This is a genomic window from Streptomyces sp. NPDC047022 (assembly GCF_040644155.1).
In the GTDB taxonomy this organism is placed as follows: domain Bacteria; phylum Actinomycetota; class Actinomycetes; order Streptomycetales; family Streptomycetaceae; genus Streptomyces.
Window position 1 is genome coordinate 106101 of the sequence record NZ_JBEYVV010000013.1, and the last position, 12868, is coordinate 118968.

The window sequence follows — 12868 nt, forward strand, 5'->3', positions numbered from 1 at the left end:
ACTGATCCGTGCGTCGTCGGCTGCCCGTACGTTGGGGGATTTGCGCCCGCGTCTCTGATCCGGCCTGATCCAAACGAGAGGCACTAGCTCAGGGGTCTTGGGGGGCGTTGGCAGGTTGGGCAGAAGTAGCTGCTGCGGTTCATCCAGGGGTGGCGGCGGATGGGGGTGGAGCAGCGGCGGCAGGGGAGGTTTTCGCGGCCGTAGGCGTCCAGGGAGCGGTCGAAGTAGCCCGACTCTCCGTTGACGTTGACGTAGAGGCTGTCGAAGCTGGTGCCGCCCACGGCGAGCGCGGCGTTCATGACGTCCCGTACATGGCCGAGGAGTTCCGCCGTGCGGGGGCGGGTGAAGTTCGCGGTGGGGCGCTCGTAGTGGATGCGGGAGCGCCACAGGGACTCGTCCGCGTAGATGTTGCCGACGCCGCTGATCAGCGACTGGTCGAGCAGCGCCCGCTTTATGGTCGTGCGCTTGCGGCGCAGCGCCTGGTGGAAGGCCTCGTCCTCGAAGAGCGGGTCGAGGGGGTCACGGGCGATATGTGCGATGACGTCGGGCAGTCCGTCTGGGGTGGTGTCGTGGAGCGAGAGCCCGCCGAAGGTGCGCTGGTCGACGAAGCGGAGTTCGGTGCCGAGGTCGTCGTCGAAGCGGAGGCGGACACGGAGGTGTTTCTCGTCCGGGGTGTCGTGCGGCTGGACCAGGAGCTGGCCGCTCATGCCGAGGTGGGCCAGGATCGCCGTGTCGGCGCTCTCCACGGGGATCCAGAGGTATTTGCCGCGGCGGCTGGGCGTGCCGAGTCGCCGGCCCCCCAGACGGTGCGCGAAGTCCTCACCGCCCGCGATGTGCCGGCGGACGGCGCGCGGATGCAGCACCTCGGCCTCGGCGACGGTCCGGTGGGCGACCCAGCGTTCCAGGCCACGCCGCACGACCTCCACCTCGGGCAGCTCGGGCACGGTTCCTCCGGAGGGTGAACAGGGAAGGAGAACGGACCTGGCCGTGGCGTTTGCGCGCCACGGCCAGGTCCGTGTCGTGAAGGATTCAGGCCGTGGCCGGGTCGCTCGCCGGCGCCGCAGAATCGGGGCCGGTGCCCCCTTCGGCGGCCGCCTGTGCGGCGGCGGCTTTCGCGCGTTCGTCCGCGGCGGCGCGAATGGAGCGCCACGCCGACTCCGCGGCCTGCTGCTCCGCCTCCTTCTTGCTGCGGCCGGTGCCGGTGCCGTACGAGACGCCTCCGACGCGGGCAGCAGCAGTAAAGGTCTTCTCGTGGTCCGGGCCGGTCTCCGTGACCAGGTACTCGGGCACGCCGAGCCCCTCGGTCGCGGTCAGCTCCTGGAGGCTGGTCTTCCAGTCCAGGCCGGCACCGAGATTCGAGGACTTCTCGATCAGCGGGTCGAACAGGCGGTGCACCAGCTCCGCCGCCGAGTCCAGACCCTGGTCGAGATAGACCGCGCCGATCACCGCTTCCAGGGTGTCGGCGAGGATGGATGCCTTGTCCCGGCCGCCCGTGCCTTCCTCGCCCCGGCCGAGCCGGATGAAGGAGCCGAGTTCGAGCCCGCGGCCCACCTCCGCCAGTGCGCGCGAGTTGACCACCGCGGCCCGCAGCTTGGCCAGCTGGCCTTCGGGCAGGTCGGGGTGGGTGCGGTACAGCGTGTCCGTGACGACGAGACCGAGCACGGAGTCCCCGAGGAACTCCAGACGCTCGTTCGTCGGCAGACCGCCGTTCTCGTACGCGTACGAACGGTGGGTCAGCGCACGTACCAGAAGGGCGGACTCGACCTTGTAGCCGAGCCGCCCTTCCAGAAGCGTGTGGGACGAGGCTGTGTTGTCCGCCGAAATTCCCCCACCCTTGCGGGGACTGTTTTGGGCGTCTGACATCAGACCTGTCACCAGCCGATCAGACCTCGAGGACCTGGCGCTTGTTGTAGGTGCCGCACGACGGGCACGCGATGTGCTGCAGCTTGGGCTCGTGGCAGCGCTCGCACGCAACCAGGGTGGGGACCGCAGCCTTCCACTGCGACCGGCGGTGGCGCGTGTTGCTGCGCGACATCTTCCGCTTCGGAACAGCCACGGCTACTTCTCCTGCTTCTCGTCGACGCCCGCTTCGGCGCCGCTCATCTCGTCCTTCTCGCCGTCTTCGAGTGAACCGGCGAGTCCCTGCAGTGCCGCCCAACGGATGTCGACGGCGTCATGGTGGTGGTCCGGGTCGTCCGCGAGCGACGCTCCGCACTCGGAGCACAGTCCCGGACAGTCTTCCCGGCACACCGGCTGCATCGGCAGTGCGAGCACCACCGCATCACGCAGCACGGGTTCGAGGTCGAACAGGCCGTCCTCGAGAAAGAGCCTGTCCTCGTCTTCCTCGGCGTCGTCGGCCGGCTCCGTCTTGACACGGCCCCGGTCGTCGGCGTCAGGGTACGAGAACATCTCCTGGAAGTCCGCTTCGAGCTCCAGCTCCAGCGGCTCCAGACACCTTACGCAATCCCCCTCGGCCGATGCACGGGCGGTGCCTGTGACGAGCACCCCGTCCATGACCGACTCGAGTCGGAGTTCGAGCTCCAACGGGGCGCCTTCCGGCACTCCGATGACTCCCTGGATACCGAAGTCCTTCGGCGCGTCGACCATGCGGGTCAGGCGCTGGAGCGCACCCGGACGCCGCCCCAGCCCGTGTGTGTCGAACACGAGGGGGTTGCGGTGGTCGAGGCGGGCGTTCAGGGCCATTCCTGCTTTCAGATCTTCGATGCTCGGGGAGGGTGCCGCCCATGATGTCCGGGCAGCTCGGATCGCGGCGCGTATGCGCGACCGAAGAGCCAGGATACTGGACCTTTCGCTCTTGGCCCAATCCGGTGCGTGCGGACCGCCCCGGTCCCCCGCGTTCGGGGCGCTCAGTGACCCCCGCGACCCTGTTCGTAGGCGCGCAGCTGCTCGGCGCTGATCATGCTGGTGTCGAAGAGGCTGGTCTCGTCCAGGGCGGCGCCCTGGACATAGCCCTGTGCCTGGCCGAGATCCTGGCCGCCGAGATCCTGGTGGCTGTGGACCTGGCCCTGTACCTGCCCGTGGCCGTAGACGCCCTGCTGTTCGTACGTCTGCTGCGGGTAGGCGGCGTACGGATCGGCCTGCTGGTAGCCGTACGCGTCCTGCTGGGCGTACGCCTGCTGGTAGCCGTACTGGTCGGCCTGCTGCTGGTACCCGTACGGGTCCTGCTGCTGCGCATAGACCGGCTCGTTCTGCTGGGCCGGGACGACGGGGGCCGCGGGAGCCTGCGCGGGGGCCGCGTTGTCGTCCAGGGCCGCGAGGTCGGCGAGGTAGTCGGCGTCGCTGGAGTGCTGGATGGTGGTCATGTCCTCGGCGAGGGCCCCGAGGTCGTCGCTCGCGATCCGCCCGTGCAGCTTCTGGCGGCCCTTCCCGACGGCCTCCAGGGTCTTGGCGAGGACCGCCTCGAACGCCCCGAGCTTGACGTCCACGTAGGCGTCGGCGTCCCGGCGCAGGGTCTCCGGGTCATGACTGCGCTCGGGGGCGTCCTCGTCCTCGTAGCCCTGCTCGTCCAGGCCGGGGCCGGTGCCGAGGAGCTTCTCGCGGCCCCGGCCCACCGAGCCGAGGGTCTTGGTGAGGACCACCTCGAAGTTGGCGAGCTTGGAGTCGACGTAGTCGTCGGCCTCTGCACGGACCTCCTCGGCCTCCTGGCGGGCCTCGGCGAGGATGCGGTCGGCCTCGTTCTGGGAGCTGCGGGCGACCTCCGTGCCGGAGATCAGCGAGCCGCGCTCGGCGTGCGCGGTCTCGATGATCCGCTCGGCCTCCTGGCGGGCCCGCTCGACCATGTGCTCACGGTCGCCGATCAGCTCCTGAGCCTCGGCCAGGGAGCCGGGCAGCGCCGCGCGCACCTCCTCCAGCATCGAGAGCAGCTCGGCGCGGTTGACCACGCACGAGGCCGACATGGGCATCGACCGGGCGCTGCTGACCAGTGCGACGATTTCGTCGAGCTTCTTCTGCACGTCCACCGTGTGCTCGCCACTCTCTACAGCTGTGATGGAGACGGACGGGTCGACTGTACGGCCACTGCTGCCCCGTCCGACACCGAGTGACGTCCTGTCAGGCTTCCCGAGCCCGTGGCTCGGGTGCTCAGCTCTTGCCCAGGCGCCCGCTGAGGGCCTCCAGGACGGCCGGGGGCACCAGGTGGGCGATGTCCCCGCCCCAGGCGGCGACCTCCTTGACGAGCGAGGAGGAGAGGAAGCTGTAGGTGGGGTTGGTGGGGACGAAGAGGGTCTCCACGCCGGAGAGGCCGTTGTTCATCTGGGCCATCTGCAGCTCGTAGTCGAAGTCACTGACGGCGCGCAGGCCCTTCACGATGGCGGGGATGTCGCGCTGCTTGCAGAAGTCGACCAGGAGGCCGTGGAAGGCCTCGACCTGGACGTTGCCGAACTCGGCGGTGACCTGGCGGATCAGGTCGATCCGCTCCTCGATCTCGAACAGGCCCTTCTTCGACTGGTTGATCATCACCGCGACGTAGACCTCGTCGTAGAGCCTGGAGGCACGGGCGATGATGTCGAGGTGTCCGTTGGTGATCGGGTCGAACGACCCGGGACAGACGGCGCGGCGCACTTGAGTTCCCTCGCTCTCCGGTCCGGTCATCGTGCGTCTTCGCACGTAGAGGCGGCGCGACCGTACCAAAACGTCCCCTCGCCGTAGCGACGGGCCCGGATCGCGTCGAAGCCGTCCGGCCACCGGAATTCCCCGCCTCTGGTGCTGCGCTCCACGGTGACGAGAGCGCCGGTCGCGAGCCAGCCCCTCGAGCGGAGTGTGAGGAGAATCTCCCGGAGATCGTCGTCGGAGACCGCGTACGGGGGGTCGAGGAAGACGATGTCGTACGGCTGCTGCGGCGCCGCGGTGTGGATGATCTGTTCTGCTTTGCCCGCCCTGACCTCGGCGCCGGGGAGTCCGAGCGCACCGACGTTGTCGCGGACGGTGCGCACGGCGCGGGCGTCGGCCTCGACGAGGAGGACGTGGCCCGCTCCGCGGGACAGCGCCTCGAGGCCGACGGCGCCCGAACCCGCGTACAGGTCGAGGACGCGCTCGCCGTCGAGCGGACCGCCGAGCAGCGACTGCCAGGTGGAGAAGAGGCCCTCGCGTGCGCGGTCGGAGGTGGGGCGGGTGCCGTTCCCCGGCGGAACGGCCAGGCGGCGTCCGCCGGCCCGGCCGGCGATCACGCGGGTCATCTCGTGGGTCCTTGTCGGTGTGTGGTCTGGACCAGGGCTTTCGTAAACCCCCCAGTGCCACGGGGCCGATGTGCTGTTCCAGTCTCGCAGCCCCGGCGCCGTCCGCGCTCGGTCACCCCTTTTCGAGGTACTGCTCTCTCTCGTCGTCCAGCAGGGCCTCCAGGGCCGTACGCAGTCCCGGCAGGCATTCGAGTTCGGGGTCGGCGGCGACCACGGCGGCGGCCTCGTCCCGGGCCGCGGCGATGATCTCCTCGTCCTCGATGACGGCGAGCACCCGCAGCGAGGAGCGGGCGCCGGACTGGGCCTGGCCGAGGACATCGCCCTCGCGGCGCTGTTCGAGGTCGATGCGGGAGAGCTCGAAGCCGTCGAGGGTGGCGGCGACCGCGTTCAGCCGCTGGCGTGCCGCGCTCGCCTCGGGCATCTCGGTGACCAGGAGGCACAGGCCGGGCGCCGAGCCGCGGCCGACTCGGCCGCGCAACTGGTGGAGCTGTGAGACACCGAAGCGGTCGGCGTCCATGATCACCATCGCGGTGGCGTTCGGGACGTTGACGCCGACCTCGATGACCGTCGTCGCGACCAGGACGTCCGTCTCCCCTGCGGCGAACGCGCGCATCACCGCGTCCTTGTCGTCGGGCTGCATGCGTCCGTGCAGCACCTCGACCCGCAAGCCCCGCAGGGGCCCCTCGGCCAGTTGTCCGGCCACGTCGAGGACGGCGAGCGGTGGCCGCTTCTCCGCCTCGTCCTCGGGCGATTTCTTTCCGGCCTTCTTCGGGTCGTCCTCCTCGTCGCCGATGCGGGGGCAGACCACGTACGCCTGGTGGCCGCCCGCCACCTCCTCGCTCACGCGCTCCCAGGCGCGCGTCAGGAAGTGTGGTTTGTCGGCCGCCGGGACCACATGGCTGGCGATGGGCGAGCGCCCTGCCGGGAGCTGGTCGAGGACGGAGGTCTCCAGATCGCCGAAGACGGTCATGGCGACGGTCCGGGGGATCGGCGTGGCGGTCATGACCAGCAGATGCGGCGGCTGCTTGCCCTTGCCGCGCAGTGCGTCCCGCTGCTCGACGCCGAAGCGGTGCTGTTCGTCCACGACGACCAGGCCCAGGTCGTGGAACTGCACCTTGTCCTCGATCAGCGCATGGGTGCCGATCACGATCCCGGCCTCACCGGTGACGAGGTCGAGCAGCGCCTGTCGCCGCGCCGCCGCCCCCATGGAGCCGGTGAGCAGCACCACCTTGGTGGCGTTCTCGGCCCCGCCCAGCATGCCGCCCTCGGCCAGCTCGCCCAGCATCTCGACGACGGAGCGGTGATGCTGCTGGGCGAGCACCTCGGTGGGCGCGAGCATGGCGGCCTGGCCGCCCGCGTCGACGACGGCGAGCATGGCGCGCAGGGCCACCAGGGTCTTGCCGGAGCCGACCTCGCCCTGGAGCAGCCGGTGCATCGGGTGCTCGGTCGCCAGGTCGTGGAAGATCTCCTCCGAGACCTTGCGCTGGCCCTCGGTGAGGGTGAACGGAAGCCTGGCGTCGAAGGCCGCGAGCAGCCCGTCGGGGCCGGGAACGCGGGGCACCGCCGGGAGCTGGCTGTCCGCGTGACGGCGGCGGGCCAGGGCGACCTGCAGGACGAAGGCCTCGTCCCACTTCAGCCGGGAGCGCGCGTCGGCGATGTCCGCCTTGGTGTGCGGGCGGTGGATCTTTAGAAGGGCCTCGGGCAGGGGGACCAGTCCCCTGCCGTCGCGAAGGGAGTCCGGCAGGGGGTCGATCGCCTCCGGGGCGCTCGGCAGTACCGTCTGCACCGCCTTGGCGATCTTCCAGGACTCCAGCTTGGCCGTGGCCGGGTAGATGGGGATCAGGGCCCCGGCCCAGCTGTCGACCGTCTCGGCCACATCGTCGCCCTGCAGCAACTCGTATGCCGGGTGGGCCAGTTGGAGTTTGCGGTTGAAGACGGAGACTTTGCCCGCGAACAGCGCGCGGGTGCCCGGCAGCAGTTCCTTGTGGGGCTTGTGCACGCCGTTGCCGAAGAAGACCAGTTGGAGGCGGCCACTGCCGTCGGTGATCGTGACCTCGAGACGCTGGCCCTTGCCGCGGGGGGCCTTGGACGAGGCGAAGGTGTGCAGCCGGGCGTCGGCGACCTGGGCGACCACCGTCACATGCTCGTCCATGGGAAGGTCGGCGAGTTCGGTGAGCCGGCCGCGCTCCTCGTATCTGCGCGGGTAGTGGTGGAGCAGGTCTCCGACGGTGAGCAGGCCGAGATGCTCGGCCATCACCTTCGCGGTGGCGGGGCCGAGCACGCTCTTGAGCGGTTGTTCCAGTGCGGGCACGGGATCCATTCCACACCACGGCACTGACATCGGCATCGACGTCGGCGCCGGCCCCGCCGGACACACCCCCGGACAGGTCTCCGCGGACGCCCGCGGAACCCGCTGTTCAGCCGGATGGCTTGGGGCCTACGATGGCCAACTCCCGGCTCGTTCCGCGGTCACCGCCCCACCGGACCGCCCGACCCCGCGCCGTCGGCCGACACCCTCACCCGCGGCGCCGTGACGATGGACTCCCAGACCTCGCAGTCATCCCCGGCACCACAGTCACCTCAACAACCTCAATCGTCTCAGCCGCCTCAGTCGCCTCATACGTTCCAGGTGGATCTGCGCGGTCTCGTGGACCTGCTCTCCCACCACCTCTACTCGAGCCCCAAGGTCTACCTGCGCGAACTGCTGCAGAACGCGGTCGACGCCATCACCGCCCGCCGCGCCGAGCAGCCGGACGCGCCCGCCACGATCCGGCTCCACGCCGACGGCGGCGGCCTGCGTGTCGAGGACTCGGGCGTCGGGCTCACCGAGTCGGATGTGCACAGCCTGCTCGCCACCATCGGGCGCAGCTCGAAGCGGGCCGAGGGGCTCCAGGAGGTCCGCGGCGACTTCCTCGGGCAGTTCGGCATCGGGCTGCTGGCGTGCTTCGTCGTCGCCGAGCGCATCCGGGTCGTCAGCCGCAGCGCCCGTACCCCGGACGCGGCGCCGGTGGAGTGGACGGCCACCGACGACGGCTCGTACGTCGTACGGACGCTGCCGGACGACGCACGGCCCGAACCCGGGACGACGGTGCATCTGGTGGCGCGTCCGGGCGCCGCCGACTGGCTCTCGCCGGAGCGGGTGCGGTCCCTCGCACGCGACTTCGGGTCGCTGCTGCCGTACGACGTCCGGGTAGGCGACGAGGCGGTCACGGACCTTCCCGCGCCCTGGGACCGCGCATATCCCTCCCCCGCCACCCGTCGGGTCGCCCTGGCCCGCCACTGCCACGACCTGTTCGGCTTCACCCCGCTGGACGCGATCGACCTGGACGTGCCGCTCGCAGGCGTCCGGGGCATGGCGTATGTGCTGCCGACCGCGGTCAGCCCGGCCCAGCGCGCCACCCACCGGGTGCACCTGAAGGGCATGCTGCTGACCGAGCGGGCCGAACAGCTGCTGCCCGACTGGGCGTTCTTCGTGCGCTGTGTGCTCGACACGGACAGCCTTCGGCCCACGGCGTCGCGCGAGTCGCTGTACGAGGACGAGACCCTGGCGGCCGTGCGCGAGGCCCTGGGCGAGCGCATCCGGTCCTGGCTCACGGGGCTCGCGGCCGGTGATCCCGAGCGCCTGGCCGCGTTCCTGTCCGTGCACCACCTGGGCGTGAAGTCGCTCGCGCGGCACGACAAGGAGATGCTGCGCACGATGCTGCCGTGGCTCCCCTTCGAGACCACGGACGGGCGGCTGTCCCTGGAGGAGTTCGCCCGGCGCCACCCCATCGTGCACTTCACCAGGACCGTGGAGGAGTACCGGCAGGTCGCGCCGATCGCCTCCGCGCAGGGCGTAGGGGTCGTCAACGGCGGCTACACCTACGACAGCGAGCTGGTGGAGGCGCTGCCCTCGGTGCGCCCGGGCACGGTGGTCGCGGAGCTGGACGCGGACACCGTCACCGCGCATCTGGACTCCGTCGACCCGGCCGAGGAACTCGCCCTGTCGGGCTTCCTGGGTGCCGCCCGGACCAGACTCGACCCCCTGGGCTGCGATGTCGTCCTGCGGGCGTTCCATCCGCTGTCCTTGCCCGCGCTGCACCTGGACGACCGGGCCGCGCGCCATGAGCAGGCGCGCGCGGAGGCCGAGGAGCAGTCCGACGACCTGTGGGCGGGCATCCTGGGCTCGCTGCGGGGCAGCGCTCCACGCGCGCGTCTGGTCCTCAACCACCTCAATCCGCTCATCCGCAGGATCAGCGCGCTTCAGGACCCGGAGCTGATCGGCACCGCCACGGAGTCCCTCTACGGGCAGGCGCTGCTGATGGCCCAGCGTCCCCTGCGGCCGGCCGACTCTGCGCTGCTGAACCGCGCCTTCATCGGCCTCCTCGAATGGGCCACCCACACCGACTTCCCGGAGGGCGGTTCCCGATGAGCGAGGTCATGGACTTCGATTCGCTGCGCCAGGCGATGGCGGACAACCACGCGCAGCCGGAGGGCCCGGCGCGCAACGCCCGCGCGGAGCAACTGCTCGTGGAGGCGGAGCGGCTGAACATCCCGCTGGCCGTGATCGAGGCGCTCGGGCACCAGCTGCAGGTCTACAACTACAGCTCCGAGAAGGACAAGATGTTCGTCCCCTTCGCGCGTCTGCTGCGCATGTGGGACGAGCGCCCCGAGGACTTCGACGAGTACGAGACACATTCGCTGCACTGGGTCTTCAAGTGGATGTCGACGGGCATGCTGGGCCAGCCGCACATCCCGCTGGCCTCCATGGAGAAGTGGCTCGGCGAGATGGAGCACCGCTACCGGCTGGCCGGGCACTCCGAACGGGCGGTGCGCTGCGCCGAGTTCAGTATCGCCGCGCACATCGGGGACCTGGAGCGGGCCGAGCGCGCGTACGCGGCGTGGCTGGCCGCCGACCGCGATGCGATGGCCGACTGCCACGCGTGCGAGCTGCACGAACAGGGGTGGTGGCAGGTGCTGCGAGGCGCGGACGAACAGGCGCTGGAACTGTGGCGGCCGGTGCTGGAGGGCCAGTACACCTGCGCGCACGAGCCGCACACCGTGCTGGCCTCGTCCCTGGTTCCGCTGATGCGCCTGGGACGGCTGGACGAGGCCCGGGCGCACCATCTGCGCGGCTTCCGCCTCGTACGGTCCATGGAGAGCATGCGAGGCGCCTACGCGGACCATGTGGAGTTCTGCGCGCTCACCGGCAACGAGGCACGCGGCCTCGAGCTCCTGGCCGAGCGGCCGGCGTACTTCACGGACTCCGGGGAGCCGCGCAGCAAGCTGGACTATCTGGCCGTGACGGCGCTGCTGATGGACCGCCTGGTCGAACGAGGGTTCGGCGACCAGGTGGTGCCGGGTCCCGCGAACCGGTCGTGGACCGCGCGGGAACTCGCCGCCCACGCACGCGCACAGGCGCTGGAGCTCGCCGCCCGTTTCGACGCGCGCAACGGCACCGCCTACGTCAGCGAGCGCACCCGGGAGCGGATGGAGCAGCGGCCGCTGGTGGACCGGCTGCCGCTCGGCGTGCGCGCGACGCGCACGGCCCGTCCGGCACCCGCGGCGGCCCCGCCGCCGGCCGTCGGGGCTCAGGAGCGGGACCTCGCGGACCTGCTCGCCGAGGCATGGCGTCTGTCGGACTCCCTGCACCCGGACGCCGTGGACGCGTGGGCGGCGGTGGCGCGCGCGGCCGAGGGCCGCGAGCTGGATCCTCGGGACCAGGCCGAACTCATCGACCACGAGGCGATGAGCCGCGGCCCGGAGGGCGCCGTGCTCTTCGAACGGGCGGCCGAGCTGTACGCGGCGGCGGACGACCCCGGTGAGGCGCTGGCGGCACGCGCGCGTGCGGCATACGTACGCGCCCTGACCGGACACACGGACGAGGCGCTGGAGACGGTCACCGAGCTGCGCGCACAGGTGCTCGCCCTCTTCGGGGAGGACGGCACGGGGGAGCGCCAGACGGCGTCCGTGCTCGTCGGACGGGCCCGTGTCCTGATGCACCTGCTGCGGGAGGACCTTGAGGCCGCGCCCGCCGCGGAGGAGGCGGTGCGGGAGCTGGTGGCGTTCGCCGGGCCGCACACGGCCGGGTTGCGGCTCGCCTCCCGGCATGCCGAGGCCCAGGGCATGCTCGGGGAGCTGGCCGGGCGCGCGGGTGACATGGAGTCCGCGGCGCGGCTGCTGGAGCGGGCGGCCGAGGAGTTCGTGTCGGCGGGTCTGCCGTGGTTCGCGGTGGAGCACGAGGTGCGGCTGACGCAGATCGCGCGGCAGCTGGGGGACGCGGAGGCGGCGGGGCGGGCGGCCCGCGGGGCGCTGGAGCACGGCCAGGGGATTCTGGAGCCGTTCGGACGGGCTCAGCTGCATCTCCGGCTGGCGGAGGCGCTGAGCGCGTCGGAGGAGCTCACTGAGGCCGCCGAGCACGCCCTGGAAGCGGCGCACTGGGCCGACGAGGCGGGCGAGGGGCCGACGCTCGGCGCGTGGGCCCGGCACCAGCTGGGCGGCCTCCTGCTGCGCCAGGGACGCTTCGCGGAGGCGGCCGAGATCCTGGAGTCGGCGCTTCCCGACCTGACCTCCGAGGCGCACGGCGACGGGGCGATCGTGCAGACGCAGTGGTGGCTCGGCGACTGCCACACGGAGCTGGGCGAGCACCGCGCGGCGGCCGAACAGTGGCTGCGGGCCGCGGAGATCGCCCGGGAGTGGCCGGAGCAACGGGACCACGCGATGCTCGCGCACCTGGCCGCCGAGGCGCTGGGCCGCGCGGACCTGCCGTCGGAGGCGGACCTCGCGTACGGGCGGGCCGCCGGGCTGTGGCGGGAACTGGGCAACACCCACGGCCTGGTACGCGCCCTGCGGGCCCGCGCATGGCTTGCGGCGCGCCAGGAAGAGGGCCTGGACGCGGCGCGGGAACTTATGGGGCAGGCGGCGCGGGAGTGCGCGTCGGCGGCCTCCCAGGAACGGGAGGACGACGACGCACGGGGCCGCCTGGTCGCGGAACTCGGGCACACCCACCGGCAGTTCGGCGATCTCATCGCCCGGTCGGCCGGGGACGGCGAGGACGAGGAGGCACTGCGGCCCGCGTTCGAGGAGGCGCTCACGCATCTCGAGGAGGCCATCGCGGTCTTCGAGTCCCTCGGCGCGTCCGCCGTCGACTTCCGCACCGGCGCGGAACTGGCAGCGGGGCGGCTGGAGGCCGACCTGCGCCGCCCGGACGCGGCGTCGGCACGCGCGCGGGCGGTGCTGTCGGCGTACGAGGGTCTGGACGCCGACGCGGGGCCCTCTCGGGCGCGGCGGGCGGAAGCGGAGCGGATGCTGGAGCTGATGGCGGCGCACCAGGACCGGTGAGCTCCGCTCCGGGTGCCCGGTCTCTTTGCGCTTTGCGGGGCGGGTACGCGGACTTTCGGCACGGCGGCGCCTGCGGCTGGGCTGTGGGTTTTGCGCCTGCGGGGCGTCGCCTCACGGGGGCGGGGCCCCGTGCCCCTGTCCGGTCGGTCCGCACCGGCACGTCTTCGCCTGCGGGCACGTCGTGGATTTTTGCGCAGTTCCCCGCGCCCCTATCCAGTCAGTCCGCACCGGCACGTCTTCACCTGCGGGCGCGCTGCGGATTTTTGCGCAGTTCCCCGCGCCCCTATCCAGTCAGTCCGCACCGGCACGTCTTCACCTGCGGGCGCGCTGCGGATTTTTGCGCAGTTCCCCGC

General features: G+C 71.5%; 10 protein-coding genes. 2 read left to right on the forward strand and 8 right to left on the reverse strand.

Annotated elements, in window-relative coordinates; translation table 11 throughout:
- Window positions 1-83 precede the first annotated feature (83 nt).
- The 8 genes from mutM to recG all read right to left on the reverse strand — a co-directional run bounded on the left by mutM (window position 84) and on the right by recG (window position 7515).
- Window positions 84-944, reverse strand: a complete 861-nt coding sequence (mutM, locus tag ABZ845_RS16535; protein ID WP_360979342.1) for a bifunctional DNA-formamidopyrimidine glycosylase/DNA-(apurinic or apyrimidinic site) lyase — start codon at window positions 942-944, stop codon at window positions 84-86.
- Window positions 945-1029: 85 nt separating this feature from the next.
- Window positions 1030-1863 (reverse strand): ribonuclease III, encoded by an 834-nt coding sequence (gene rnc / locus ABZ845_RS16540; RefSeq protein ID WP_360979345.1) that lies wholly within the window; start codon window positions 1861-1863, stop codon window positions 1030-1032.
- Window positions 1864-1882: 19 nt separating this feature from the next.
- Window positions 1883-2056 (reverse strand): 50S ribosomal protein L32, encoded by a 174-nt coding sequence (gene rpmF / locus ABZ845_RS16545; RefSeq protein WP_007493396.1) that lies wholly within the window; start codon window positions 2054-2056, stop codon window positions 1883-1885.
- A gap of 2 nt (window positions 2057-2058) precedes the next feature.
- Window positions 2059-2703 (reverse strand): YceD family protein, encoded by a 645-nt coding sequence (locus tag ABZ845_RS16550; RefSeq protein WP_360979349.1) that lies wholly within the window; start codon window positions 2701-2703, stop codon window positions 2059-2061.
- A gap of 164 nt (window positions 2704-2867) precedes the next feature.
- Window positions 2868-3980 carry a cell division initiation protein gene (locus ABZ845_RS16555; RefSeq protein ID WP_360979352.1) on the reverse strand — a complete coding sequence of 371 codons (1113 nt, stop codon included), beginning with the start codon at window positions 3978-3980 and terminating at the stop codon, window positions 2868-2870.
- A gap of 121 nt (window positions 3981-4101) precedes the next feature.
- A complete protein-coding gene (gene coaD, locus ABZ845_RS16560; RefSeq protein ID WP_360979478.1) occupies window positions 4102-4581 on the reverse strand; it encodes a pantetheine-phosphate adenylyltransferase in 480 nt (159 codons plus the stop codon).
- Between the two features lie 26 nt (window positions 4582-4607).
- A complete protein-coding gene (gene rsmD, locus ABZ845_RS16565) occupies window positions 4608-5195 on the reverse strand; it encodes a 16S rRNA (guanine(966)-N(2))-methyltransferase RsmD (RefSeq protein WP_360979355.1) in 588 nt (195 codons plus the stop codon).
- A gap of 112 nt (window positions 5196-5307) precedes the next feature.
- Window positions 5308-7515 carry an ATP-dependent DNA helicase RecG gene (gene recG, locus ABZ845_RS16570; RefSeq protein ID WP_360979357.1) on the reverse strand — a complete coding sequence of 736 codons (2208 nt, stop codon included), beginning with the start codon at window positions 7513-7515 and terminating at the stop codon, window positions 5308-5310.
- Between the two features lie 216 nt (window positions 7516-7731).
- Here recG and ABZ845_RS16575 point away from each other — a divergent pair, with 216 nt between their 5' ends.
- A complete protein-coding gene (locus ABZ845_RS16575; RefSeq protein WP_360979481.1) occupies window positions 7732-9606 on the forward strand; it encodes an HSP90 family protein in 1875 nt (624 codons plus the stop codon).
- Window positions 9603-12515 (forward strand): tetratricopeptide repeat protein, encoded by a 2913-nt coding sequence (locus ABZ845_RS16580; RefSeq protein ID WP_360979360.1) that lies wholly within the window; start codon window positions 9603-9605, stop codon window positions 12513-12515. The genes ABZ845_RS16575 and ABZ845_RS16580 overlap by 4 nt, the downstream gene beginning before the upstream one ends.
- Window positions 12516-12868 lie beyond the last annotated feature (353 nt).

Excerpts from the sequence above, each read along its gene's own strand:
- rsmD (WP_360979355.1), bottom strand. The coding sequence starts at position 5,195 with ATGACCCGCGTGATCGCCGGCCGGGCCGGCGGACGCCGCCTGGCCGTT.
- ABZ845_RS16580 (WP_360979360.1), top strand. The coding sequence starts at position 9,603 with ATGAGCGAGGTCATGGACTTCGATTCGCTGCGCCAGGCGATGGCGGAC.
- ABZ845_RS16550 (WP_360979349.1), bottom strand. The coding sequence starts at position 2,703 with ATGGCCCTGAACGCCCGCCTCGACCACCGCAACCCCCTCGTGTTCGAC.
- recG (WP_360979357.1), bottom strand. The coding sequence starts at position 7,515 with ATGGATCCCGTGCCCGCACTGGAACAACCGCTCAAGAGCGTGCTCGGC.
- rnc (WP_360979345.1), bottom strand. The coding sequence starts at position 1,863 with ATGTCAGACGCCCAAAACAGTCCCCGCAAGGGTGGGGGAATTTCGGCG.
- ABZ845_RS16575 (WP_360979481.1), top strand. The coding sequence starts at position 7,732 with ATGGACTCCCAGACCTCGCAGTCATCCCCGGCACCACAGTCACCTCAA.